This is a genomic window from Paraglaciecola sp. (genome assembly GCF_039964565.1).
Taxonomy (GTDB): domain Bacteria; phylum Pseudomonadota; class Gammaproteobacteria; order Enterobacterales; family Alteromonadaceae; genus Paraglaciecola.
Genome location: NZ_JBDVXF010000043.1, coordinates 80,915 through 107,019, shown reverse-complemented (window position 1 = coordinate 107,019; position 26,105 = coordinate 80,915). Strand labels below are relative to the sequence as shown.

Sequence of the window (26,105 nt, the reverse complement as noted above, 5' to 3'; positions counted from 1 at the left end):
CACACTATGATTAAACAATCTGCACTGAGAGTATTAGAAATTGAACAACGGGCTATTGCACAAATGGCGCAATATATTGACGACGCTTTTGTACAAGCTTGCCAACTGATCTTACCATGCAAAGGTAAAGTGATTGTTTGTGGGATGGGCAAATCAGGTCATATTGGTCACAAGATTTCGGCCACATTGGCGAGTACCGGCACCCCTGCTTTTTTTATGCATCCCGCAGAAGCCAATCATGGTGATTTAGGCATGCTCAGCGATCAAGACATATTATTGGCTATTTCTAATTCAGGCGAAACCGCCGAGCTATTGGCTCTAATCCCGGTAGTCAAACGAATGGGCGTCCCTATTATTGCAATGACATCAAACTCGGCGAGCTCCCTTGGCAAATACGCCGACATTAACCTATGTATCAAAGTCGAACAGGAGGCTTGTTCGCTTGGCCTTGCTCCTACTTCTAGCACCACCGCCACTTTAGTTATGGGAGATGCCTTGGCTGTTGCCTTACTTGATGCTAGAGGTTTTACGTCTGAAGATTTTGCTTTATCTCACCCTGGAGGTTCATTAGGCAGAAAACTGTTACTTAAATTAGAAGACGTGATGGTTAAAGAATCGGCTTTACCTTTAGTGTCAACAGAACAAACTTTAAGTGAAGTTTTATTGGTTATTTCCCAGAAAGCTTTAGGTATGGCAGGGGTAATAGATGACTATGGGAAATTGATAGGCATATTCACGGATGGCGATTTACGCCGAGTACTTGACGATAAAATCGATATCCATAAAACCAAAATTCAGCAGATAATGACGCCTAACAGTATAACCGCCAAACCTGAAATGCTTGCAGCAGAAGTATTATCTTTAATGCAAAAACATAAAATAAGCTCGCTGTTTGTAACCCACTCTACTGGCAAACCTATAGGCGCAATCAATATGCAGCTATTACTTCAAGCGGGGATAATTTAATGTCAGCGTTAAATACACCTTATGGGCCGATTGATAAAACATTCATTATGCAATTGAGGCAAATAAAACTGCTAGCCTGTGATGTCGACGGAGTGTTTTCAGACGGTCGGATATACATGGGCCAAGATGGTGAAGAGCTAAAAGCGTTTCATACTAGAGACGGATACGGGATCAAAGCACTACAAAAAATAGGTGTGCAAGTAGCAGTTATTACGGGGCGTACCTCAAATATGGTAGAAAAGCGTATGTCAGCTTTAGGGGTGCAACATATTTACCAAGGATGCGAAGACAAACAACCCACTTTACGCGCCTTACAAAAGAAACTCAGTATTGCCATGAGTGAAACTGCAGCTATTGGTGATGATATGCCAGATATGGGCATGTTTCATGTTTCCCACTGTAATATTTGTGTACAGGATGGACACCCTGTATTAGCTGCCCATGCCCATTATAAAACGATTACAGAAGGTGGGTTTGGGGCAGTTCGCGAATTATGTGACTTGATTCTTCTTGCCCATGGACAGTTAGATACTATTCACGGCGCCAGTATATGAATCGCGTTACTTTATGTATCGCAGTACTATTTATTTTAGCTTTAGCTTTGAGTCTACCTGGATGGCTTTCTGACGAGGAAGTACTGGTTGACTCGCAAACAGAAGAGGCTTGGATTCCCAATTACCAAGCAAGTAAAATGCGCAGTACGCTGTATGATAAACTAGGGCAAATAAACCATCAGGTGTTTGCGCAAAAAATGGAACATTTTGATTTGCTTGGGTTCACACTGTTTAAACAACCTAACTATTTGTTGTTTGCACAGTCACTGCATCCTTGGAAAGTAGAAGCACAAGAAGGTACTTTGTATGAAGATCAACGCATTCAGTTTGAAACTAATGTTGAAATTACCAGCCTTGACAAACAAGGCTATATACAGGTGATCCGTACTAACTTTGTTGAAGTTAATTTAGAAGACAAAACCATACATTCTGATCAAGCGGTCGAGATTGTTGGCCCCAATTATGTGATAAAAAGCAATGGCTTTACCGCTAGCCTAGAAACCCAAAGATATGAGTTATTAGACCATGTTAAAACTGTTTACCAACCGTCTATACAGCGCTAGTTTTTTAGCAACTTTATTATTTTCAGCTCACATTCATGCTGGAAAAGACGATTTTACTAAAAAAATTGAGCTGGCCTCGTTGTACCAAAATGCTGATGGCATTGCCAAAAGGGCTTCGTACCAAGGTAATGTTGTGATTCAACAAGGATCATTAAAAATCAGTGCCGATGAGTTACAAATCGATGCTAGCAAAGGTGAAGGCAACGAAATATTTATCGCTACAGGCAATCCAGCTAAATATTCCCAACAACAAGAAGATGGCAGCATAGTTACCGCACAAGCGGACAAAATTGAGTACCACCGCGAAACTCGTTCACTTTCTTTAGATGGAAGTGCTCAAATAAAGCAAAACTCCAGTAGTGTGAAAGGCGAGTCGATTAAATTTAATATGGAGCTTGAGCAAATCATAGCCCAAGGTAGTGATCAAGATAGTGGACGTGTTATCACTACATTTCAGCCAGTGTCAAAACCCAAAGAGTCCGAAAACAAACCACAGGATAAGCAACCTTAATGGCCGTTTTAAAAGCGTCACATTTAGCCAAGTCTTACAAATCAAGACAAGTAGTACGCGACGTCAGCATTGAGGTAGAAACTGGACAGATTGTGGGTTTATTAGGCCCAAACGGCGCAGGTAAAACCACTACTTTCTATATGATTGTTGGTCTGGTCCCTTTAGATAAGGGCGACATTTATATTGATCAACAATCTCTCACATTACAACCAATGCATGTTCGGGCTAGACAAGGGATAGGTTACTTACCTCAAGAAGCGTCAATATTTAGAAAGTTAACCGTGCATCAAAACCTAATGGCAATATTACAAACTAGAAAGGAACTTTCTAAGGAACAGCGCGAACAACAAGCTGACGCATTATTAGATGAATTTAGTATCAACCATATTCGTAATAGTTTAGGGATGAGTTTATCTGGCGGCGAACGTAGGAGAGTAGAAATTGCCCGAGCGTTAGCTGCCGACCCAGAGTTTATATTATTAGACGAACCTTTTGCTGGGGTTGATCCTATTTCGGTCAACGACATCAAAAAAATTATTCAACAGTTAAGGGATAGAGGTCTAGGGGTATTAATTACCGATCATAACGTTCGTGAAACTCTAGATGTATGTGAAAAAGCCTATATAGTTAGCCATGGTGAATTAATAGCATCTGGCACTGCAGAAGAAGTTTTGAGTGATCAACGTGTAAGAGATGTATACCTAGGTGAACAATTCAGGCTATAGTTAAGCTCAAGATTATTTCACGGTATTGAAATCTCGGCACGACCCAAAAGTAGTCTAACTTCGCATTTATTAAGTTATTAAATAATTGAAGTGGGAATACTTAGACAACACAGCTGTAATTTCTAAAATGAATAGTTTAACTCGGCTGATAACAACAACAGATTAGACATAAGAAGTAAATGAAACCCTCTTTACAGTTAAGATTTAGCCAACAACTTACAATGACACCGCAACTGCAACAAGCAATAAAGCTGTTGCAGCTATCTACTTTGGATTTACAAACGGAGATCCAAGAAGCGTTAGATTCTAATCCTTTATTAGAGGTAGAAGAGCAAAACGATAGTACTAGCGGGGAAAAAGCACTTGAAACCAATCACAGCGCTGATAGTAACGATAGTGCAAGCGAACAAGTAGAAGTCAGCGTCGATAGTGTCGAAAGCGGTGATGCTCTGCAAAATAATGACATCCCAGAAGACTTACCTTTGGACAGCACTTGGGATGAATACTTGAATACTTCATCGGCCCCGGCCTCTATGAGTAGTGCTGGTTCAGCGGGTGATGACGACCAAGTTTTTCAAGGCGAAACCACCGATAACATCCAAGATCATTTGTTATGGCAAATGCGATTAACCCATTTTAGCGACACTGATATCGCAATAGCCATTGCGATTATCGACTCTATCGATGAAGCAGGTTATTTGACAATCAGCATCGAAGAAGTACTAGCTAGTATGGATGATGAAGATATTGAACTAGACGAAGTAGCGGTAGTACTCAAGCGAATTCAGATGTTTGATCCTGTCGGCTCAGGCGCCCGCAGTGCACAAGAGTGTTTACTGATACAACTACAACAGTTTGGCCCCGATACTCCTTGGTTAGAAGAAGCCAAAATGTTAATTACTGATTACTGCGACCTTATAGGAAGCAAAGATTACCGAACGCTTATGCGTAAAACTCGTCTTAAGGAAGAAGAGTTGCGAGAAGCGATGCGTTTATTGCAAACACTTAATCCTAGACCAGGCACTGCCATAGTAACCGGAGAATCTGAGTACGTGATCCCAGATGTCTCTGTAGCGAAGAAAAACGGCCGTTGGACAGTAGAACTCAATCCTGACAGCTTGCCTAAACTTAATGTAAATCAACAATATGCGGCGATGAGCAAAAGTGTTAAGAGCTCTTCAGATAGCCAATTTATTCGCTCTCATTTACAAGAGGCTAAGTGGTTTATTAAAAGTGTAGAAAGTCGCAACGAAACCCTATTAAAAGTGTCTAATTGTATAGTGCAGCAACAAATGGGCTTTTTTGAACATGGTCCTGAAATGATGAGACCTATGGTGCTAAACGATGTGGCAGAAATGGTAGATATGCACGAGTCCACTATTTCAAGAGTTACCACTCAAAAATATATGCATACTCCAAGAGGCATTTTTGAACTGAAATACTTTTTCTCTAGTCACGTCGCCACAGATGTTGGCGGAGAATGCTCATCAACGGCTATAAGAGCATTGATTAAGAAATTAGTGGCAGCAGAGAAACCCAGTAAACCTTTGAGTGACAGCAAGATTGCACAATTGTTGGCCGACCAAGGTATTATGGTGGCGCGGCGAACAATAGCAAAATACCGGGAATCATTAATGATCCCACCGTCAAACCAACGTAAGAGCCTACTTTAGGCTAATTGAAGAAGGAATAGGCGATATGCAAATTAACCTTACCGGTCATCATGTAGATATTACAGATTCTTTAAGAGACTACGTCGACAACAAATTTACCAAACTAGAAAGACATTATGATCATATAAACAACGTCTATGTGATCTTAAACGTGGAGAAGCTAAACCAAAAAGCTGAAGCCACATTGCACCTCAGTGGAACAGAGGTGTTTGCAACATCTGAGCATTCAGATATGTACGCAGCAATAGATGCTTTAATCGATAAACTTGACCGACAAGTGATTAAGCATAAGGAAAAAATTAAGCGCCATTAATCGCAGTAACGGTTAACTACAATTAGAATCCATAATGGAAATTAAAAATATTCTACACCCTGACTGCACTTTGTGTGCAGTTCAGGGAAGCAGCAAAAAGCGAGTTCTTGAACTCATCAGCCAAATTGCTAATCAATACTTAATAGATATTGATCAAGCGACTATTTTGTCTAGCCTAACCTGTAGAGAAAAAATGGGTAGTACAGGTATAGGTAATGGCATCGCGTTACCACATGGTCGCCTAAAAGATCTGGAAAATGTTATTGCGATTGTAGTCACTACCGAAAAGCCAATCGATTATGACGCCATAGATAATGCGCCAGTTGATGTATTTTTTGCCATTTTAGTACCCGAAAATAAAGCGTCCGAACATTTAGGTACTTTGGCAGCCATAGCAACCAAACTGAATAATAAAGAAACATTAAGTCGTATGCGCCATGCTAAAACAAATGAAGAATTATTTGAGGCGCTGGATTAAATGAAACTCATCATAATTAGTGGACGTTCCGGCTCAGGTAAATCAATAGTGCTGCGTTCCCTTGAAGATCTTGGTTATTATTGTGTAGATAACATCCCCGTCAATCTTTTACCTACATTAACCCACACTGTTGTCGATGAATATGATCAAGTTGCGGTGAGTATCGACGTCCGCAATTTACCCAAGAACCCTAATGAATTAGTAGAAATATTGGATTATCTCCCCTCAACCTGGAATATGACCATACTCTATTTAGATGCGAGCGATGACGTATTAATCAAACGATTTAGTGAAACTAGACGCTTACATCCGTTGTCAAAGCAAAATAAATCTTTGGCGGGAGCAATCCGCTCAGAAAGTGAACTGCTGGCACCTATTGCAGAACGAGCCGATCTTTACTTAGATACCGATCAGTTATCAGTTCATCAACTAGCAGAATTAGTTCGAGAACGTATTTTAGGTAAAAAGAGTTCAAGGTTAGTATTGGTATTTGAATCATTCGGATTTAAACACGGTATCCCCAAAGATGCAGATTATGTTTTTGATGGTCGATTTTTACCAAACCCTCACTGGGAACCTGACCTGAAACACTTAACAGGTTTAGACGCGCCAGTGCAGATATTCCTAGGCTCACAACCTATAGTGACTAAATTTATTTGGCAAATCCAAAACCTAATTTCCACTTGGTTACCTCACTTAGAGCGTAATAATCGTAGTTATGTGACCATCGCTATAGGTTGCACCGGAGGTCAACATCGCTCGGTTTACGTAACCGAAACGTTGGCAAAGACCTTTACTGATTCACATCCAGATGTGCAAATTCGACATCGTGAGCTAAATCGTTAATAAGAGTACAGAAATCTTATGCCTAGTTTCGAAAGAACAGTTGTGATTGTTAACAAGTTAGGTTTACACGCACGGGCCGCGACTCAACTTGTGCAGTTAACCAATAAATTTGAAGCCGAGATCACTTTACATCAAGGTGATAAACAAGCATCAGCAAATAGTGTTCTGGGATTAATGATGCTTGAAAGTCATCAAGGTAAAGAAGTCAGAATAGTCAGTGCAGGCAAAGATGCAAAGGCAGCGTTAGATGCAGTAGAGACACTAATCGCGACTAAGTTTAACGAAGAAGAATAGCTATTTAGTTTAACCGCATAAAGAGACTCTTTGTTCTTTTAGCCTACACGACTATCTCTTTACCCTGTGTATACGGATAGATCTTTTTACTTTTATTGCCAAGTATATTTCCCACTCTAATGTAAAATATGTGCTGATCAACTAGTAAGCATAGATTAAACTAGCATCCTAATAAAAATATCTAACAACACCCTATTTTATTCAATTGAGTAATTTTATCTAAATCATGCCACATACCTTCGAAGCCAAAAGCAGTCACAACCAACTTCATGATATCAATGAAGCCTTAGGTAGTGGTCAAACAGAGCTCGCCAAAGAGATGCTGCATCAGTTGCAACCTGGTGATCTTGCTTTGCTTTTGGAGTCGAGCCGCAGCCGCAATCGCTTGGATATTTGGCAACTTATTCCACCCGATCTATACAGTGATGTGCTTGAAGAGCTTTCTGATGATGTACGTAATGGCATTATCAGAACAATGCTACCTGATAAGGTTGCTGATGCATTAGAAGAAATGGACACCGATAACCTTGTTGATACTCTTCATGGTTTACCACAAGAGGTGTCACAAGATTTATTAGCTGCCATGGACGAGCAAGATAGGGCGCGGGCTGAGCTAGGATTATCTTACGGTGATGAAACCGCGGGTTTTATCATGAATACCGATGCCATTACACTTCGGCCAGGCATTAATGTAGATGTAATCTTGAGATATCTGCGTCTTAAAGGCGATATGCCAGAGCATACAGATACCTTATATGTAGTGGATCGTGATGACAAACTAATGGGTGGTGTCGCACTCACGCGGCTGATTACCGCTGCAGCTGACACCCCAATCGAGTCGCTAATTAAGAACTCTGAAGCCATTCCCGCGGCCATGATGGATAATGAAGTAGCGAGTCAATTTGAACGTTATAACTGGCTATCAGCACCAGTAGTAGATGAAAACAACAAATTATTAGGCCGTATAACCATTGATGATGTGGTGGACATTATTCGCGAAGATGCGGAACACTCAATGATGAGTATGGCCGGTTTGGACGATGAAGAAGATACTTTCGCCCCTGTAGTCAAAAGTACCCAACGTCGCTCAATATGGTTGGGAGTAAATCTAGTAACAGCCCTTATGGCAGCAGCCGTCAGTGACTTATTCGAAGCAACCTTAAGTCAGCTAGCAGTGTTGGCTATTCTCAATACCATTGTACCTAGCATGGGGGGCGTGGCAGGCAATCAAACCCTTACCTTAGTTATACGCGGGATGGCATTGGGCCACGTTAATTCGGCTAACGCTAGATGGTTGGTTAGCAAAGAACTTGCCATTGGATTTTTAAATGGAGTGATATGGTCGATATTGATTGCGTCTGTCATTGCCTTGTGGAAACAAGACTTAATGTTAGGCGCGGTGATTGCGTTTGCAATGATGATCAATATGATTGCAGCAGGGCTCGCTGGAGCCAGTTTACCGATTATAATGAAAAAATTAAAAATTGATCCTGCCCTTGCTGGTAGTGTTATTTTAACAACCATTACCGACGTGGTGGGAATATTTGCATTTTTGGGCTCGGCTACATGGTTGTTAATGTAGTATGAGTCCTACCGGTCTTATTGTCCTCACCCTCTTTGCTTTAATTGCCTTTGCAGCCAATTCTGTTTTATGCCGTTTAGCGTTAAATGCAGAGCAAGTTAACCCCGCAGATTTCACGGCAATTCGTTTACTCAGTGCGTCACTCATTTTAGCCATCATTATTATAGTCAGAGACAAATCAGTTATTGGCAAAATACACCACTATGGCAGCCACGCTGGGGCTTTATTTTTATTTATTTACGCTGCGGGTTTTTCTTATGCGTATATCTCTTTAAGCACTGCAACTGGAGCGCTAATATTATTCGCTGCGGTTCAATTCACCATGCTCTTTAAGGGCTGGTTAGCTGGTAATAAAATGGGGTTGCAAGAAACTATTGGTATATTGCTGTCATTAGTTGGATTTGTTTATTTTGTGTTTCCAGAACTTGAAAAGCCAAGCATGATGGGTTGTTTGTTAATGATTCTGTCGGGAATGGCCTGGGGTATGTATAGCTTAATAGGCGCAAGGTCAACTAAGCCATTATACGATACCGCCAGTAACTTTATTCGGCTTACTCCTATAGCCATCATTGGTTTGGTTTATTCGTATTTTTATTTTGATATGAATATTAGTACCCAGGGACTGTTCTACACTGTTGCTTCAGGGGCGTTAGCCTCTGGAGTGGGCTACACCCTTTGGTATCAGGTTTTACCCAAATTAAAACCCAGTATTGCCGCAGTATCCCAACTATCAGTGCCAATTTGGGCAGCTTTGGGAGGAATAGTTTTAGTAAGTGAACCTGTTGAATTGCACCTAGCAATATCCGCAATAGTCATTTTAGGTGGCATATTGCTGGTGATTCTTGCTAAAAGTAACCGCGCAATAAAAAAGGTTACCTAGCCAATAGTCAGTCACTACCATGAATAATTTAGACAAGTAGTAAAATTTACAAAATAGCTTTGTATGAAAAGTGATGATAGTTTATCGTTCTAGTTTAAGTGGATTGAAATTCAAACAAGACGATCAATTATGTCTAGAATGATAGTCAGGTTTCTTAAGGAGGGGCAATCGTGATTAAACGATCATCAAATTTGATAGTGTTTCTTCTGACCTTAATTGCCGGTATGCTTATTTTAAATACTGCAAATGCATGGAGCTTTGATATGTTTTCCTTTTTTTCTAAAGACAAAGCTACAGCCACTATTGTGCATGCTTCGTTAGACTCCAAATTAACTGAATTAACTAGCCCACCTTTTGACTCTAATCAAACCGAAAGTCAAACCACAAGTGCGATAAAAGCAAAGGTACAAGGAGATGCGTTAATCACTCTCACCAAGAGTGACGGTTACATAGAAACGGCGCAAGCTGCCTTTATATGTGAATCATCCTCTCCTGTGGCGCTGGTCAATGACCAAAAAAACGCCCGTTTCGATGTTTGGGAGCTCGATTCAATGCACTCCCTTAGCCCCCTTAGAAAAGTACCTACGAACCAACTCAGCACTGCATCTAATAACTGGATAAACTATAGCGTGGTTGATTTGGCTTGTTTACCACAGCAGCAATTACTGGTGGCGGTCAATTATTACGACCCTCGTTCAAAAATCGCGCTTTATCTTTACGACGTGGTGAGTAAACAATTTAGTCTTTTTTCAGAAGCAGAATCAAATGCCCAAAATTTAGATAAATACTTTGAAAAGAAAGACCTAAAAAGTGGCGAGTCAATTTTACTTTACTACAGCGAGACAAAACGAAAGTCTGCTGAGATTTATCACAATTATTTTAACAATATTGTCCTGTTCTCGGATCACTACCCTCAAGGCATCGAAGTTCTCAAACTGAGTATTGACGACGGTAATATCGAACAGTGGCAAGTTGTTGATAAAAAGCTGCTTTTACACACAATAGACAATCGTAATAACAAAGATCCAAAGACATTTTATTGGTCATTAGATCTGTCAAAGGTTTTAATCAATTAACGCAGCGACGTAAAGTTATTGCTTACTCGCTCAAACGGAGTTTGAAATGCCCATTGCTGACACCCTTACCCCCAAAGAAGCGGCACATATCGCGACAAATAGCTACTTCACCTTAAAAGACTGGATAAACAACGAACCCACTGCAGGAGTTGAATCCAGAGCAAACATCCACAACCGAGTGATTGGTTCTGGGAACGCTGGAACAGGAGGCCATGCTAATACGTCATTGCAATCTACCGCGATGGCGTCTTCAAAATTAGGCAATGTGCATACTGCGACTACTGGTTTTGGTACCAGTTCGGGTTTTGGTTACACCTTAACCTACCAAGCAGCCGGTAAAAAACACCTTGTAATAGCCAGTCGTGGTACCCGCCCTGAGATGAGTGGAGCGCCAGACATTATTACTGATTTGCGCGCAGCCGCGGCGCCTTTTGGCAGTTTTGGTGCCGTGCATAAAGGGTTTAAACGCACCTTTGATAGTATACAAACTAGTCTCAAAAGAGACACCACTTTGATTTCACAAGCAGACGTAGTGCACTGCGTCGGCCATAGTCTAGGCGGAGCAGTAGCCACTTTGATAGCGGCTGATATAGCGTCTTCCCGAAAAGGCGTAAAACTCTATACCTTTGGTAGTCCCAGAGTAGGTTGCTTAAATACCTATTCATCCATAGAACAGGCGATAGGTGTAGACAACATATATAGAGTCAGTCATGATCTTGATCCAATCTCATTGATTGCACCATACCCATACATACATTTGCAACCAAGACCTAACGATCCCAACAATATGACAATGTTGTCACCCACCGGGAAGCTATTAAGTACCGCAAATCATGATATGCGAGAGTATATTAATTCTGTGGGGCTGTTAGGCTGGGATCAGGTGCGAAGAGCCTCGAACGCAGTAGATCATGATAACGCGCTTATTTCGCGATGGTTATTACATGATACTAATGATGCGGGCTGGGTGGCTTATGCTTCAGCAAAAACCTTATCGATATTATTTAAACTGTTTAGTCATGTGTTAAAAAGTATCAGTTCAGTACTAATATTAGGACTAACAGCTGTTGATTTGTTGGCTGAAATATTACTAAAAGGACTCAATAAATTAAAAGTATTGGGTCAAAAAATCTTTACTTTACTTAAACATGCGGCTGTTTGGGCGGGCATTAAAGCCGTAGAAGGTTCTGACTTTACTGCTGGTATTATAAAAAGAATTTTATCAAAAATGTTGTCAACACTGCGCACTTTAGCGGCAAATTCACTCGCTTTTATTAGCCGAAATATTACTCCGATGACCATAGGTTTAGGAACGGCATGGGCTTTATCAGCGGCGTCCAATTTGTAGTCAATAAACATATAAGCGCAAAACAATGATTACTAAACAAACATTTCACTATTTGTACGTCAATGCGAATTGCCTCACTGAGTTGGCACTTCGCAGTTTACCCGCTGATTTGGATTCTTTGCTCGATGATTTGCAGCCTATTGATGACACTGAGCTTGCAAACGAACTAGAACTCGATACTAATTTAGAGGATCTAAATTTTGCGGCGATGGAAGGCTTAGACTTTTACGATTCTGATGTCGAGAGTCCTATCATTGAACCAGAAGCTCCTACTGTGGAGTTAAGCAGGGATGCTGAGCCTCAAGCAGCAGACCCCCAAGAGGAGTTTAACATTGAAACTTACATGGCAAATGTTTATGGACTTGAAGACCAGTTAGCTGAACGTATTGAGGCAGCATATGCGCAAATTGATCACAATGAATTTAAATCACTGCTAAATTTACTACCCGCTGAACTCCCTGCCATAGATAAAAAATTAACTGGCGAAGAGATGACGCTATGGCAACAACAATATGCCAATGATGTTGAAGCCATTAATAACTTGCTTATCGCCATAAGACAATTAGATTTTACTTAACCTTATAATACTGACAGCACACGCCATAATAAATGAACTGTGCTGTTTTTAATTCACCTAGCTTCTAGCTTCTAGCTTCTAGCTTCTAGCTTCTAGGCAATGCTAATCATCAATATCTTGCTGACTCAACCAATTCACTAATTTTTGCATATCTTGTGCCGCAGCTTGATTTAATTGCTCGACCCAATCATGCACATTTTGCCACCAGGCGGGGTGATCGCCTTGTTGAATTTCATTAGCAATTTTTTGGACTCTGGCTAGTCCTACTGAGCCTGCCGCACCTTTTATTTTATGTGCTTGCGAACACACCTCATCTTTTTCATCGGCACTTAAACTAATTTGCAATATCTCTAAGTATTCGGGCATTTTTTCTTCAAACACTTTGACACTGGTACGCACCATTTCATGGCCAATAGTATCAACTAACATTTGCAGTAATTCTAAGTCAAGGATGGTATTCAATTGGTCTTTTTTAGGCTCTGGTGCAGGTTGGTGTGGCTCACTTGGCTGTTCACAAAATAAGCTATTAAACACTTCGATAATTCGACTCTTTTTAACCGGCTTAGCTATGACATCATCCATACCATTATCAAGATATTCCTGACGGGTTTTAATCACATTGGCTGTTAAGGCCACAATACTGGTTTGCTCTACTAATGACTCTTCATGTAAAACATTGGCGACTTCAAATCCATTCATATCTGGTAATTGAATGTCTAATAGAATCAAATCATATTGTTTGTCTCTCGCCATAGTAATGGCTTCGTTACCTGTCATTGCTACGTCAACATGCTGTCCAAGCTTTTCCAACAAAGCTTTAGCGACCATCACGTTTAATTCAATATCTTCGACTAACAGAATCTGCAAGCCTGTCACTTTAAGTGTTTCAACTTGTATAGGATTTTTACTAATAGCGAGCGGCAGCTCAACCGTAAAACAAGTGCCTTTGCCTTCAACACTACTGACACTAATTTTCCCGTTCATCAATGACACCATTTGTTGACAAATAGCGAGACCAATCCCTGTACCAGTGGCACTTTGATGTTCAGGTAAATCGACTTGATAATACATTGCAAATATTTTGTCTAATTCTTGCTGTGGTATGCCAACGCCGGTATCACATACCTTAAATGTCACCATAGAAGTTTCGGCATCAATGCTTTCAGCTTTTACTTCTAAAGACACCGTGCCCTTTTGCGTAAACTTGACGGCGTTAAATAATAAATTCCACAAAATTTGTCGAAGTCGGGTCCCGTCCACTTCCACTAAGGCCGGTAGAGGTTCTTGCACATGTGCAACAAAGGTCAGCTCTTTATCATCAGCTAACAACTCAATAATACTGCCAAGTTCTTTGGTAAAGTCGTTTATAGAAACGGTCTTAAGGGATAACTCAAGCCTGTCTCTATCGAGACGATCCAAATCAATAATATCATTAAAGATATTACCTAAAGTGATACCGCTTGCGTATATAGTGCTAACCCAAGCAAATTGCTCGCTGGTTAAGTTGGTATCGCGCAACATTCTGCTTAAGCCAACTATGCCATTTAGTGGGGTGCGTAATTCATGACTAATAGTCGCGATAAACGCAGTTTTATCTTTACTGGCTTTCGTTACTACGTTTTCTGCTTGCTTGCGCTCTGTAATATCACGACCGAAAGCGAGTATGCCTAGTCGAGTTCCATCTGCGCTAAAAAATGGCACCTTACGCATTTCAAAGTAACGGCGGCGACCGTCAGCAAAGCGCAACCATAATTCTTCAGTGATACTGACATCGTTTTCGAGGATATCTTGGTCACTCGCGACAACTTGGCGAGCGAGCTCTTCGTCGTAAACTTGGTGTGGTGTTAAACCAATTAATTCTTGTTCGGTTTTACCTGTCATTTGTTCTGCAACTCGGTTGCAGCCTGCAAACTGGCCCTCTTGATTACGATAGTAAATTAAGTCGGGAGACGCATCGATAATAGATCTCAATAATGTAGATAACTGCGATGCTTGTTTTTCTTTTTCAGACTTATCTTTGATTTCGTGCTCTAAATCTGTAAATACACTTTCTCGCTCCAATTGTGCGTTTTTGCGCTGTTCAATCTCATGATTGAGCTGTTTTATATTATTTTGCAAAGTGCGATTCAGTAACTCATCTTCTTCTCGTAGTTTTTCTAACTGGGTTACCGCATCTTTGAGGCTTTCTCTTGAATTTTCCAATTGTTTGACTAATTCACTAAATAACCACAGCACCCAAGGCGCACTGAGTAACGTCAGAATAAAAGCGCTAATAAAGTCTTCAATGTGAGCTCTATCACTGACAATAAGCCTCATAAAGTAAGTGCCAGTGAAAGTAAATATCAGAGTCAAAATAACAAATAGAACACTGGATTTTACCGCCCCGAAGCGATTAATTAACTGTGCAACACGGATTGCCCATGGCTCAACTGAGGTCATTTTAGTCATATTATAGGGTCTCAAACTTGTGTGGTTTTAACCGATTCGCGACATGCTAGCAAGAATATTCCTAGGATCAAAACTTAGCCAAGTATTAAAGTATATATATCACGCCCAAATGAACTATTTATGCACTTTTTTTAAATATAAATTCAATGTGTGACTAGTTGTCATTTGAAATAAAGCGATTATTTTAACTTTTTGATAACAAACACCGTTGTTTTTTAGCTTTTTTTTATAGCTTATAACCAAGCTGCAATACGCAGCTATACCTTTGAAATAAAAGAATTTTTAGAACCAAATAGAGTGTAAAGCATGAAAAATACAAAATCCTGCATATAAGAGAATTGATTTATAAAATAATCCTCGGTATTTTGTACAACCTGCTTAGTATAAATATTCGATACTCGACTGGTATCCCCGATAATAATTACGACCGGAAAATAAGCACCAGGGCATGACGCCACCTCACATTCATACTCGTTTCATAGATGTATGATTAGTACTAACAATATACACACCCTGCCCAGTCGAAGGTTGAAGGAGTTTGCATTAATGAGTTTATATCATCCTAATGATTCAAAGGATAACTGTGGTTTTGGTCTAATCGCCCACACTGAAGGCGAGCCAAGTCATAAATTGGTCAGCACTGCTATTGAAGGCCTAGATCGTATGCAACATCGTGGCGGCATTGCCGCAGATGGCAAAACAGGCGATGGCTGTGGACTGTTGTTACAAAAACCCGATGCTTTTTTTCGAGGCATTGCTGAACAGGAAAGCTGGAAACTAAGTAAAATGTACGCCGTAGGGGTCATTTTCCTTAATCAAAACCAAGACCTAGCTGATGCTGCAAAACAGGTTATCACCGAAGAACTCGAAAAAGAAACCCTTGGGGTTGTGGGCTGGAGAGTTGTGCCTACCGACAATTCTATTTTAGGCGACTTAGCAGCATCTTGCGTCCCACAAATCGAACAAGTATTTGTTAACGGGCCATCAGGATGGCGTTCTCAAGACTTAGAGCGCCGTTTGTTTATGGCACGTAGACGTGCTGAAAAACGTTTGGCTGACGATGAAGAGTTCTACATTGCAAGTTTATCTAGTTTAGTCACTGTGTATAAAGGCCTAGTCATGGCCGGTGACTTGCCAAAGTTTTATTTAGACTTAGCTGACGAAAACATGAAATCGGCTATTTGTGTATTTCACCAACGCTTTTCAACGAATACTTTACCTAGATGGCCCCTAGCTCAGCCTTTTAGGTTTTTAGCACATAATGGTGAAATCAATACTATCCGGGGTAACCGAGATTGGGCGCAAGCTCGAACAGGTAAATTTAAAACTCCATTGTTACCTGATTTGGCTGATGCTGCTCCTTTTGTAAACGAAGTGGGTTCTGACTCTTCATCGCTAGACAACATGCTTGAATTATTTTTAGCTGGCGGCATGGATTTATTTCGCGCCATGCGCTTATTGGTGCCACCAGCCTATCAAAATAACAAAACCATGGATGAAGACCTCAAAGCCTTTTATGAGTTCAACTCAATGCATATGGAACCGTGGGACGGTCCTGCCGGTATTGTGTTAACAAATGGTAGGCACGCAGCCTGTAACCTTGACCGCAATGGCTTACGCCCAGCGCGTTATGTAATAACCAATGATGGTTTAATTACTTTGGCTTCAGAAGTAGGCATTTGGGACTACGCTCCAGAAAACGTTCTCGAGAAAGGCCGCGTTGCCCCTGGAGAAATGTTAGCGATAGATACCCAAACAGGTAAATTATGGCGTTCAAATGAAATAGATGATGATTTAAAAGGACGGCATCCCTATAAAGAATGGCTTGATAAAAGTATTCGTCGTTTAACACCAATTGAAGAATGTGATGCGCCTGAAATAGGCAAACGAATGTTTGACGACGACATGATGAATACTTACTTCAAACAATTTAACTACAGCTATGAAGAAATAGAACAAGTGGTTAAAGTGTTGGCTAAAGACGGCCAAGAGGCCACAGGCTCTATGGGTGATGACACCCCTATGGCTGTGCTTTCAGGTAAAAATAGAACCGTTTATGATTATTTCCGTCAACAGTTTGCCCAGGTAACTAATCCACCAATTGATCCTTTGCGTGAAAATCACGTGATGTCATTAGCTACCTGTATTGGCCGTGAAAAATCAGTGTTCACTGAAACATCAGGTTACGCAGACCGAGTATTGTTTGATTCACCAATTATGGTTTATACCGATCTTAAACAATTGCGTAATTATGATCCCGAACACTATTACGCAGAATTTGTTGATCTCAACTACCCGCCAGATGAAGGACTTAAAACCGCCATCAATCGTATATGTAATGAAGTGGAGCACTTGGTATCACATAAACGTGCCGCTTTTGTTATTTTATCGGACCGCGCTATTAAAGCGTCTCGCATTCCCATTCCTGCAGCTATGGCAGTAGGAGCAGTGCAAAAGCGTTTAGTAGACAAAGGGTTACGCTGTGATGCCAACATAGTAGTTGAGACTGCCTCTGTTAGGGATCCTCATCACTATGCAGTATTACTTGGTTTAGGTGCTACAGCTATTTATCCTTTCCTTGCTTATGAAATTATTGAGCAAATGTGCGAATCTGGTAATTTAGATATGACTCCGATGCAGGCCGTGATTAATTACCGCAAAGGTATTAATAAAGGTTTGTACAAGATCATGTCGAAAATGGGTATTTCTACTATTGCCAGTTATCGTAGCTCAAAATTATTTGAGGCCATAGGTATCAACAATTCGGTAATGGATACCTGTTTTAAAGGTGTACCTAGTCGTATTCAAGGTGCAGATTTTGAAGATTTCCAACAAGAACAAATTAATTTAAACCGTGTTGCTTGGTTAAAACGTAAAAATTTGGCCCACGGTGGACTATTAAAATATGTTCATGGTGGCGAGTATCATTCGTACAACCCTGACGTTGTTACATCACTACAAAAAGCGGTAGTCAGTGGTAATTATCAAGATTATCAAAAGTTTAGTGCCTTAGTGAATGAACGACCCGTCGCCTGTTTGCGAGATTTATTGGCCTTGTCTCCAGCAGCGGAGGGCATTTCAATAGACGAAGTTGAACCGGCTGAAAACTTATTCCCTCGATTTGATACGGCAGCCATGTCCATTGGGGCCTTGAGCCCTGAAGCCCATGAAGCTTTGGCTATCGCGATGAATCGTTTAGGTGGAAATTCTAATTCTGGTGAAGGTGGTGAAGATCCTAAACGTTTTGGTAATGAACGAAACTCTAACATTAAGCAAATTGCCTCTGGCCGTTTCGGTGTAACACCTCACTATTTGGTGAATGCCAAAATTTTGCAAATAAAAGTAGCTCAGGGTGCGAAACCAGGAGAAGGTGGGCAATTACCTGGTGACAAAGTGAATGCATATATTGCTGAATTACGTCATTCGGTACCGGGCGTAACCTTAATATCACCACCGCCTCATCATGATATTTATTCGATAGAAGATCTGGCTCAACTTATTTTTGATTTAAAACAAGTCAACCCTACCGCGCTTATTTCTGTGAAATTAGTATCAGAGCCGGGTGTAGGGACCATAGCCTGTGGTGTAGCAAAAGCCTACGCGGACTTAATTACGATTTCAGGTTATGACGGAGGCACAGGTGCCAGTCCTTTAACTTCAGTTAAATACGCGGGAAGTCCTTGGGAGTTAGGTTTAGCTGAAACTCAACAAGCGCTAGTGAGTAATGGGTTGCGTCATAAAGTTAGAGTACAAACCGACGGCGGATTAAAAACAGGTCTAGATGTAATCAAAGGAGCTATTTTGGGGGCTGAGAGTTTTGGTTTTGGAACCGGACCAATGGTAGCTTTAGGATGTAAATATTTACGTATATGCCACCTTAATAACTGTGCTACGGGTATTGCTACTCAAGACGAAAATTTGCGCGATAATTATTTCATCGGGTTACCAGACATGGTGATGAATTACTTTAAATTTATTGCTCAGGAAGTCCGTGAAATTATGGCGTCTATGGGAGTTCGTAAATTAGATGACTTAATTGGTAGAACAGATTTATTAGACGTCCTAAACGGTATATCGTCTAAACAAAATAAGTTAGATCTTAGCCCTATTTTGGCCAAGCCAGAAGCAGGAGATCATACTAAATTATTCTGCAGTGAAGAGGCAAATGCACCAGCTGATAAAGGTGACTTGAACCAGTTGTTGTTAGCTGAATTAACGCAAAGTGTCAAAAATAAAAGTGGTGGAGTTTTCCATTACCCTATTCGCAACACTGATCGTTCTGTTGGCGCTATTATTTCTGGCTTAATTGCGCAGCACCACGGCAATAAAGGCATGGACGAACATCCAATTAAATTGAATTTTACCGGTACAGCCGGTCAAAGTTTTGGTGTGTGGAATGCCGGCGGTTTAGAAATGACCTTAGTCGGCGATGCCAACGATTATGTGGGTAAAGGGATGACTGATGGTAAGTTAGTTATTCATCCTCCAAGAGGTGTTAGCTTTAAGTCAAATGAAAGTGTCATCGCTGGTAATACCTGCTTGTACGGTGCAACAGGTGGTAAATTGTTTGCCGCAGGCATAGCAGGTGAACGATTTGCGGTGCGTAACTCTGGCGCCATAGCTGTTGTAGAAGGCATAGGTGACAATGGTTGTGAATACATGACTGGTGGCATAGTGGCAGTTCTTGGGCGCACAGGTGTTAACTTTGGCGCAGGTATGACTGGTGGTTTTGCGTATATATTAGACGAACAGGATGATATTGAGCAAAGGGTTAACGGTGAGTTAGTCGAACTCATGTCCATCGAAGATAAAGCGATTTTGATGGAGCATCTGCGTGGTCTAATTAACCAACATTATGAGGAAACCGGCAGTGAGCATGCACATGATATCTTAAGTAACTTTGCAGAGTATTTGCCGAAGTTCAGACTGGTTAAGCCTAAAACCAGTGACGTTAAAAATTTACTCGGTCACATAAGTCGGTCTACAGCCGAATTACGTGTTCAAGTGCAATAAGGGGGTATCATGTCTAAAAATGTATACCAATTTGTTGATGTAGAGCGAATAGATCCACCTAAAAAGCCCTCTATCATCAGACGTGAAGAATTCGCTGAAATTTATCAGCCAATGAGTGATACCCAAGTAGCGGGTCAAGCTGACCGCTGTCTTGACTGCGGTAACCCTTATTGTGAATGGAAATGCCCAGTGCATAATTTCATTCCACAATGGTTAAGTTTAGCTAACGAAGGACGCATCTTTGAGGCGGCTGAATTATCCAGCAAAACCAACACACTTCCAGAAGTATGTGGACGTGTTTGCCCACAAGACAGATTGTGTGAAGGTGCCTGTACCTTAAATGATGATTTTGGTGCGGTTACCATAGGTAGTATTGAAAAATACATTACCGACACCGCCTTTAAACAAGGCTGGCGACCGGATATGTCCAAGGTCGTTAAGACCAAGAAGAAGGTGGCCATCATTGGTGCAGGCCCAGCAGGGTTAGGTTGCGCAGATATTTTAGTGCGCAATGGTGTTACACCAGTAGTGTTTGATAAATACGAAAAAATCGGCGGATTGTTAACTTTCGGTATCCCCTCTTTCAAATTAGAAAAAGATGTAATGGCACTACGTCATGAAATATTCAGCGAAATGGGTATCGAATTTGTCCTAAATACCGAAATTGGTAAGGACAAACCTTTCCAAGAACTATTGGACGGTTACGATGCAGTATTCCTTGGTATGGGTACGTACAAACCCATGCAAGGTGGTTTTGATAATGAAAAAGCTCCGGGTGTTTATGAGGCCCTACCTTATCTAATTGCGAATGTTAATCGTCAACTAGGACTGGAAAAATCAGCGTCCGATTTTGTCGATATGAAAGGCAAAAAAGTGGTGGTACTAGGTGGTGGTGATACAACCATGGACTGTGTGCGTACTGCAATACGTCAAGGCGCAACACAAGTCACCTGTGCCTATCGTCGTGATGAAGAAAGTATGCCTGGTTCGCGCCGCGAAGTCGTGAATGCCCGTGAAGAAGGGGTCAACTTCAAATTTAACCTTATGCCTCTTGATGTTGCTGTTGATGACAATGGTAAAGCCATAGGTGTAAAAATGCTTAAAACTGAAATGGGAGAGCCAGACGCCGAAGGTCGCCGTCGACCTGTTGTAGTTGAAGGCTCAGAACATGTGCTTGAAGCCGATGCGGTAATCATTGCCTTTGGCTTCCAACCAAGTCCTGCTAGTTGGTTTGCTGACTATGGCATAGTGTTAGACGAAAAAGGCAGAGTACGTGCACCTAAACATGGCAAGTACGCTTTCCAGACCTCTAACCCTAAGATCTTCTCTGGTGGAGACATGGTTCGTGGTTCGGACTTAGTTGTCACAGCCATTGATGAAGGTCGCTGCGCTGCAGAAGGCATATTAGATTATCTTGGCGTTTAAGCTACTAGCTATGTAAGCGTAAGAAGCTAAAGACATAAGGTAAACTGAAAAAGGGGCTCACGCCCCTTTTTTGATCTTATGCAAAAAAGTAAAAAAATCTGAACCACTGAGAACATAGAGCGCCGAGCGCTTCGCTACACAGAGAAAAGATACACAATTAAAAACTCACTATATTATGCTTTTCCTCTGTGTTCTCTGCGCCCTCTGTGGTGAAGATTTGTTTATTTAGTAACAGTAATATCTACCCACACCAATCGATGGTCTGAAGAGCTTTTGCGATCTTTGATTAAACGGTACAGAGGATCGTCTTTTTTCGGCCAAAATACTCCACTTTTTTTGGTTTCAAGTGAATTAGAAGGCAATACATAATCAGCTCGCATAGCCCATTCAGCAGTATGTTGTGCACCAAATTTATTGTTGGGACTATGGATACTACCCGCTTCACTTTTAGGCACTAAAATGTCGTTAATCAAAGGGTGGGTAAGTAGTCCTCTAATCCCGTCTTTTAATCCGTCTCCTTCATCTGGAGACGCATTTAAGTCCCCTGCGATAACGAAGTGTTTTCCTTGAAAACCACCTGCGTTTCCTTGGTCATCATAAATATATGCCGAGCGTTGCTTACCCGATAGATAATCATTCCAGAAGCGAATTTCGTCATGATTCCGTTTGCCGTTGCGATTTTCAGGTCCATCAAACACCGGAGGTGTCGGATGACTGGCTAACAAATGAATAATACCGTCACCAATTTTAATTGGGATATCCCAATGCGACTTAGAAGACAAACGTAATATTTGCTGAGTCGCATGACTATAGTAAGGCTCACCATTTGTTTCTTTAATCGTAGGCAATAGACTATTGGGCATATCTTTCCAAAGGAAATGTTGAAAGGTTCGGATTTTGTGTTGTTCAATGGGGTACTTACTGAGAACTAACATGCCATAATGACCAGGATAAAAGCCAAATCCAAATGCATCACCTTGAGTCCCTGACGCAATACCATCTTTATCTAAATCCATACCTGAGTCGACCCCAGTATTAACAGCGCCACTGTAAAAATACGGATAGTCAATTGGCTGATTACTTTGTTGATAATCCTTTAGATATTGCTTTATAAAGTTCCCGACATCTGTTTGCGGCTGATTTGAATAATCAAATTCATTTAAAAGAATGATATCAGGCTTAATTCGCTGGATAATTTCAGCAATATTTTTGATTTGTTTATGCTCGCCACTCAGCAAGTTTTTCGACAATTCATTACCAATGGGCACTTGCCCTTGCTCGACATAATTAGTGCCGTCCATACTGACATTAAAAGTCGCAACTCGAACATTTTGGCTATTTGAAGTCATGCTGAATACCATAAAAAAACTCATCAATATTTTATACATAGTTCAACCATAGGTGAGAGTGCCAATAAAAAAGCCGACTACAAGTAGTCGGCTTTTAGCTCGTCTAAGTTACAGCTTAGAACTTATATTTAACACCAAAACGCACTTCCCATAGTGAAGCGCCACGGTTTACACCTTGCTCAGAAGCATTATAAGCTTCATACACATATTGGTTTTGGTCATTGATTGATGCTGTAATTACGTCATCACCAACGAATGAACCTTGACGGAATACACCCCAATCATCGTTTAGTAGGTTACCCAAGTTTTCGATAACGAAGAACGCACTGGCTTTATGACCTTCAAAGAACGAAGGAAGCTCTTGCTCAACTCGCACGTCAAACTTAATCCACCAATCGGCAGAAGTAGAGTTACGATCCATGATAGCACCACGAGTTAGGCCTTCATCGTCGATCAACTTGTTGAAGCCTTCAAGGTCAAAGCCATCTGCATAAACAACATTTGCATCATTTTCTTCAGGTACATAAATCAAACTTCTGTAGTCGTTTGAATCACGGAACATGCTTGAAGAATTTGAGAAGGTATAAGAAATTGGCTTACCTTCGTTTGCAGTACCAAACAAGCTAAAACGGGTGTCATGACCGTCGATAAACTCATGCTTATAGCTCAAGCTCATTGTGAAACGGTGACGAGTTTCATAATCAGAGGTAAATAGACCAGGGTTGTTAACGTTTGACGTTGCAACATTACCAAAGTTAGAGCCAGCAGTAGAGCTAGTCATCGGACTAACATCAGTAGCACGCGTAAATGCGTAAGCTAAAGACGCATCTAAACCTGAGTCATATTCTTTGCTTACCGCTAAAGAAAGAACTTTAGAATCACCACCTGAACCTTTAACGTTAGTTAACATCAAATCGTAACCGTCAAAGCGACCATTTGACGCAAGAATAGGACGACCATCTGGTGCATCTACACCAACATCAGACAATGCTAAGTCTTGAAGAATAGGAGAGTCTTTTTTCTTACTGTACATTAGGTCAGCAGATATCACGTAATCATTGTCAGTAACGTAAGTACCACCTACTGCATATTTCCACTCATACGGCATTTTGAAGTTTGGATCAGTTGCATTCACGCCACCATCACCTGAAGTAATAGAGGTATTAGCAACCGCATCATACATGGCTTGTGGTATGTCGTAGATTGGGCGACCAGCTCCGGTTAATTGAGTAGTAAACAAAGTATCAAAGTTTTCAATTTCCCCTTCACGCACCCCAATGTTAGTTACACCGTCATTCGAATAGGAGTTTGAAATCCAAACGTTAGGGTTACCACCAGAGTAACGGCCTACACCACCACGAATTTCTAGGTTTTCAGCAACAGACCAGTTAAAACCGACTCGAGGCTGAACCAAAGATAAGCCGTCTACAGTACCTGTATTAGCAAAACCATAACGCTCTTGGAAGTTAACGTTTAATGTTGGAGTATCGTCAGTGCTGAATTTGTCATAACGCAAACCTACCATTAGCTGGATATCATCAGTTAAATCAAAATCGTCCTGAACATAAATAGTAGTAGTAGTGTTAGCAAACGAAGCGCCAGCGTCTGCAGGGTTATTAGTACCCGCAGAGTTGTTGTAGTAAATACGGTCAACTGCACCCGCTTCAAAATCAGCGATAGAGTTAAAACGATACTCACCCACTGTATGCTGCATAAACAAGTTAAATACGTCTAATTTTTCGTATTCGATACCACCAGTGATTTTGTGATCATCTAAATAGTAAGTCGCTGCTAATTTGAATGTATCTGTATCATAATTTAGTTGGTTAGATTGACGAGAATCATCTGGACCAATGTAGATTGTGCCACCATCTGTATTGATTTGCGCTTCAGCAAACCCTGAGGCTGCATCTAGTGAATTCTGGCGATTAAGTAGTTCAGATTGACCAATACGTAATTCAGTACTGAAGTTGTCTGTCCAATCTGAATAGATAGAAACAACAGTGTTGGTTAACTCTGCGCCACGCTCGTAGAAATGGTTAGACAAAGATAAACGGCTTGAACCTGTGTCTGATTGACTTAGACTAAAACCATCATTCCAGTTGTACATAAGTGATGCACGGTGTTGGTCATTGATGTTCCAATCCAATTTAATTAAGATTTTTTCATCTTCTGTTGGTGCACTACCTGGTAGACCACCTACATCATAATCATATACACGTTGCGCAATTTCAGTCACTTGATCGACTTCATCTTGAGTGATACGACCTAATGCGTCATATCCAAACAATTGAACACCTTCAACTTTTTCGTAAGAACCAAAGAAGAAAAGTGTATCTTTAATCAGTGGGAAACCAACGTTTACACCGTAACGTTTTTCGGTGTAATTACCGTTATCTTGCTCTTCGCCTTCTACTGAATCGCCTTTGAAAGAGTCGCTAGTAAAGTCGTAAAAAGCACTACCGTGAACTTCATTAGTACCAGACTTGGTAACAGCATTAATGTTACAAGCGGTGAAACCACCATATTGAACATCAAAAGGCGCTAGCTCAACAGCAACTTGCTCGATAGCGTCAAAAGAGAATGGCATACGTTCAGTTGGGTAACCATTGCTGTTCAAGCCAAAGTTATCGTTCATGCGCACACCATCAAGCGTTAAGCTATTGTAACGAGGGCTTGCACCGGCACATTGAACCGCATCATTAAAACTTTCATCGATATAAATACGTGGATCGGCGCGGATAACATCGTTAATATCACGATTGATCGATGGCGCATTTTCTAAATCGGCTAAGTTAAAGTTAGCTGAAGGACCCGTTCCACCAAATGCTGAAGTACTGACTGCGGAAGCAGTTACCACAATACTTTCGATATTTTGATCATTTTCAAGGGCAAGACTTAGGTTAAAGGCTTCACCTAAGTTTAAGAATACGTCTTCTACAGTTCGATCTTGAAACTTGTTAGAATCAACTTTTACTGTATATGGACCGCCAACACGTAAACCTTTAGCCGAAAACTGGCCAGAGTCGTTAACCACTGTGGTTTTAACGGTTCCTGAAGGGACGTGTGTAATAGTAATAACGGTTCCGGGCGCAGCATTACCTTGTGGGCCTGTTATTTTACCTGAAATACCTGATGACGTTTCTTGTGCCATCGCAGCACCTGACATGCCTACGGCTAGTGTCACTGCCATCGCGATGCGATTGAGTTTTATTTTTTTAAACATTATGTGTTTCCTAAGTTTTATGCGTTCTGAACATTTAGTCCGAACAGTTATCTGTACTGAACGCCATGAGTCAATGCTGATGGCTTGGTCGATCGATTTAAACCGATTTCTCATTACGTTAACTCTAAGTTTAACAGAATGATTATGACACTTTTATTACAGTCGTAACAGTATTGGTATAATTTTATGAAACTGTCACATATCTCCGTCAAACTACACAAGTTCGCAACATACTTTAACATTAAACTTACAAACCTG

The 26,105-nt window shown here is 41.0% G+C and carries 20 protein-coding genes; 17 read left to right on the top strand and 3 right to left on the bottom strand.

Annotation, left to right across the window (positions count from 1 at the left end; translation table 11 throughout):
• Positions 1 to 6: 6 nt before the first annotated feature.
• The 15 genes from ABJK37_RS18755 to ABJK37_RS18685 all read left to right on the top strand — a co-directional run bounded on the left by ABJK37_RS18755 (position 7) and on the right by ABJK37_RS18685 (position 12,386).
• Positions 7 to 966, top strand: coding sequence for a KpsF/GutQ family sugar-phosphate isomerase (locus ABJK37_RS18755; RefSeq protein ID WP_348357090.1), 960 nt, complete (start codon positions 7 to 9; stop codon positions 964 to 966).
• On the top strand, positions 966 to 1,520 hold the full coding sequence (gene kdsC / locus ABJK37_RS18750; RefSeq protein WP_348357088.1) for a 3-deoxy-manno-octulosonate-8-phosphatase KdsC: 555 nt from the start codon (positions 966 to 968) through the stop codon (positions 1,518 to 1,520). The genes ABJK37_RS18755 and kdsC overlap by 1 nt, the downstream gene beginning before the upstream one ends.
• Positions 1,517 to 2,083: an LPS export ABC transporter periplasmic protein LptC gene (lptC, locus tag ABJK37_RS18745; RefSeq protein WP_348357086.1), complete on the top strand. Its 567-nt coding sequence runs from the start codon at positions 1,517 to 1,519 to the stop codon at positions 2,081 to 2,083. Before kdsC ends, lptC begins: the two co-directional genes overlap by 4 nt.
• On the top strand, positions 2,046 to 2,594 hold the full coding sequence (gene lptA, locus ABJK37_RS18740) for a lipopolysaccharide transport periplasmic protein LptA (RefSeq protein ID WP_348357084.1): 549 nt from the start codon (positions 2,046 to 2,048) through the stop codon (positions 2,592 to 2,594). Before lptC ends, lptA begins: the two co-directional genes overlap by 38 nt.
• Entirely contained in the window at positions 2,594 to 3,319 is a 726-nt protein-coding gene (gene lptB / locus ABJK37_RS18735) for an LPS export ABC transporter ATP-binding protein (RefSeq protein ID WP_348357082.1), read from the top strand. Before lptA ends, lptB begins: the two co-directional genes overlap by 1 nt.
• A 179-nt stretch (positions 3,320 to 3,498) precedes the next feature.
• Positions 3,499 to 4,992 (top strand): RNA polymerase factor sigma-54, encoded by a 1,494-nt coding sequence (locus ABJK37_RS18730; RefSeq protein WP_348357080.1) that lies wholly within the window; start codon positions 3,499 to 3,501, stop codon positions 4,990 to 4,992.
• 25 nt (positions 4,993 to 5,017) lie between these two features.
• Positions 5,018 to 5,305: a ribosome hibernation promoting factor gene (gene hpf / locus ABJK37_RS18725; protein WP_215926940.1), complete on the top strand. Its 288-nt coding sequence runs from the start codon at positions 5,018 to 5,020 to the stop codon at positions 5,303 to 5,305.
• A gap of 34 nt (positions 5,306 to 5,339) precedes the next feature.
• Positions 5,340 to 5,783: a PTS IIA-like nitrogen regulatory protein PtsN gene (gene ptsN, locus ABJK37_RS18720; protein WP_348357077.1), complete on the top strand. Its 444-nt coding sequence runs from the start codon at positions 5,340 to 5,342 to the stop codon at positions 5,781 to 5,783.
• Positions 5,784 to 6,629: an RNase adapter RapZ gene (rapZ, locus tag ABJK37_RS18715; protein ID WP_348357075.1), complete on the top strand. Its 846-nt coding sequence runs from the start codon at positions 5,784 to 5,786 to the stop codon at positions 6,627 to 6,629.
• Between the two features lie 18 nt (positions 6,630 to 6,647).
• Positions 6,648 to 6,923, top strand: coding sequence for an HPr family phosphocarrier protein (locus tag ABJK37_RS18710; RefSeq protein ID WP_348357073.1), 276 nt, complete (start codon positions 6,648 to 6,650; stop codon positions 6,921 to 6,923).
• Positions 6,924 to 7,149: 226 nt separating this feature from the next.
• On the top strand, positions 7,150 to 8,505 hold the full coding sequence (mgtE, locus tag ABJK37_RS18705; RefSeq protein WP_348357071.1) for a magnesium transporter: 1,356 nt from the start codon (positions 7,150 to 7,152) through the stop codon (positions 8,503 to 8,505).
• A 1-nt stretch (position 8,506) separates the two neighbouring features.
• Entirely contained in the window at positions 8,507 to 9,385 is an 879-nt protein-coding gene (locus ABJK37_RS18700; protein WP_348357069.1) for a DMT family transporter, read from the top strand.
• 170 nt (positions 9,386 to 9,555) lie between these two features.
• The gene (locus tag ABJK37_RS18695) at positions 9,556 to 10,461 is read left to right on the top strand and encodes a hypothetical protein (protein ID WP_348357067.1); all 906 of its coding nucleotides are present in this window, start codon (positions 9,556 to 9,558) and stop codon (positions 10,459 to 10,461) included.
• Positions 10,462 to 10,507: 46 nt separating this feature from the next.
• Positions 10,508 to 11,809, top strand: a complete 1,302-nt coding sequence (locus tag ABJK37_RS18690) for a lipase family protein (protein ID WP_348357065.1) — start codon at positions 10,508 to 10,510, stop codon at positions 11,807 to 11,809.
• A gap of 25 nt (positions 11,810 to 11,834) precedes the next feature.
• A complete protein-coding gene (locus tag ABJK37_RS18685; RefSeq protein ID WP_348357063.1) occupies positions 11,835 to 12,386 on the top strand; it encodes a hypothetical protein in 552 nt (183 codons plus the stop codon).
• 102 nt (positions 12,387 to 12,488) lie between these two features.
• Here ABJK37_RS18685 and arcB read toward each other — a convergent pair whose 3' ends face one another.
• On the bottom strand, positions 12,489 to 14,834 hold the full coding sequence (gene arcB / locus ABJK37_RS18680) for an aerobic respiration two-component sensor histidine kinase ArcB (protein ID WP_348357061.1): 2,346 nt from the start codon (positions 14,832 to 14,834) through the stop codon (positions 12,489 to 12,491).
• 546 nt (positions 14,835 to 15,380) lie between these two features.
• On the opposite strand from arcB, the gene gltB reads away from it, so the two are divergent.
• Together gltB and ABJK37_RS18670 are read left to right on the top strand one after the other, a co-directional pair.
• Positions 15,381 to 19,847: a glutamate synthase large subunit gene (gltB, locus tag ABJK37_RS18675; RefSeq protein ID WP_348357059.1), complete on the top strand. Its 4,467-nt coding sequence runs from the start codon at positions 15,381 to 15,383 to the stop codon at positions 19,845 to 19,847.
• 9 nt (positions 19,848 to 19,856) lie between these two features.
• Complete coding sequence (locus ABJK37_RS18670) at positions 19,857 to 21,272, top strand: FAD-dependent oxidoreductase (RefSeq protein WP_348357057.1); 1,416 nt, start codon at positions 19,857 to 19,859, stop codon at positions 21,270 to 21,272.
• A 221-nt stretch (positions 21,273 to 21,493) separates the two neighbouring features.
• Here ABJK37_RS18670 and ABJK37_RS18665 read toward each other — a convergent pair whose 3' ends face one another.
• Positions 21,494 to 22,621 (bottom strand): endonuclease/exonuclease/phosphatase family protein, encoded by a 1,128-nt coding sequence (locus ABJK37_RS18665; protein ID WP_348357055.1) that lies wholly within the window; start codon positions 22,619 to 22,621, stop codon positions 21,494 to 21,496.
• 115 nt (positions 22,622 to 22,736) lie between these two features.
• On the bottom strand, positions 22,737 to 25,847 hold the full coding sequence (locus ABJK37_RS18660; RefSeq protein WP_348357053.1) for a TonB-dependent receptor: 3,111 nt from the start codon (positions 25,845 to 25,847) through the stop codon (positions 22,737 to 22,739).
• Positions 25,848 to 26,105: the final 258 nt, after the last annotated feature.

Bases quoted from the DNA above. Each gene is read 5' to 3' on its own strand.
- ABJK37_RS18755 (WP_348357090.1), top strand. From the start codon at position 7: ATGATTAAACAATCTGCACTGAGAGTATTAGAAATTGAACAACGGGCT.
- kdsC (WP_348357088.1), top strand. From the start codon at position 966: ATGTCAGCGTTAAATACACCTTATGGGCCGATTGATAAAACATTCATT.
- lptC (WP_348357086.1), top strand. From the start codon at position 1,517: ATGAATCGCGTTACTTTATGTATCGCAGTACTATTTATTTTAGCTTTA.
- lptA (WP_348357084.1), top strand. From the start codon at position 2,046: ATGTTAAAACTGTTTACCAACCGTCTATACAGCGCTAGTTTTTTAGCA.
- lptB (WP_348357082.1), top strand. From the start codon at position 2,594: ATGGCCGTTTTAAAAGCGTCACATTTAGCCAAGTCTTACAAATCAAGA.
- ABJK37_RS18730 (WP_348357080.1), top strand. From the start codon at position 3,499: ATGAAACCCTCTTTACAGTTAAGATTTAGCCAACAACTTACAATGACA.
- hpf (WP_215926940.1), top strand. From the start codon at position 5,018: ATGCAAATTAACCTTACCGGTCATCATGTAGATATTACAGATTCTTTA.
- ptsN (WP_348357077.1), top strand. From the start codon at position 5,340: ATGGAAATTAAAAATATTCTACACCCTGACTGCACTTTGTGTGCAGTT.
- rapZ (WP_348357075.1), top strand. From the start codon at position 5,784: ATGAAACTCATCATAATTAGTGGACGTTCCGGCTCAGGTAAATCAATA.
- ABJK37_RS18710 (WP_348357073.1), top strand. From the start codon at position 6,648: ATGCCTAGTTTCGAAAGAACAGTTGTGATTGTTAACAAGTTAGGTTTA.
- mgtE (WP_348357071.1), top strand. From the start codon at position 7,150: ATGCCACATACCTTCGAAGCCAAAAGCAGTCACAACCAACTTCATGAT.
- ABJK37_RS18700 (WP_348357069.1), top strand. From the start codon at position 8,507: ATGAGTCCTACCGGTCTTATTGTCCTCACCCTCTTTGCTTTAATTGCC.
- ABJK37_RS18690 (WP_348357065.1), top strand. From the start codon at position 10,508: ATGCCCATTGCTGACACCCTTACCCCCAAAGAAGCGGCACATATCGCG.
- ABJK37_RS18685 (WP_348357063.1), top strand. From the start codon at position 11,835: ATGATTACTAAACAAACATTTCACTATTTGTACGTCAATGCGAATTGC.
- arcB (WP_348357061.1), bottom strand. From the start codon at position 14,834: ATGACTAAAATGACCTCAGTTGAGCCATGGGCAATCCGTGTTGCACAG.
- gltB (WP_348357059.1), top strand. From the start codon at position 15,381: ATGAGTTTATATCATCCTAATGATTCAAAGGATAACTGTGGTTTTGGT.
- ABJK37_RS18670 (WP_348357057.1), top strand. From the start codon at position 19,857: ATGTCTAAAAATGTATACCAATTTGTTGATGTAGAGCGAATAGATCCA.
- ABJK37_RS18665 (WP_348357055.1), bottom strand. From the start codon at position 22,621: ATGACTTCAAATAGCCAAAATGTTCGAGTTGCGACTTTTAATGTCAGT.
- ABJK37_RS18660 (WP_348357053.1), bottom strand. From the start codon at position 25,847: ATGTTTAAAAAAATAAAACTCAATCGCATCGCGATGGCAGTGACACTA.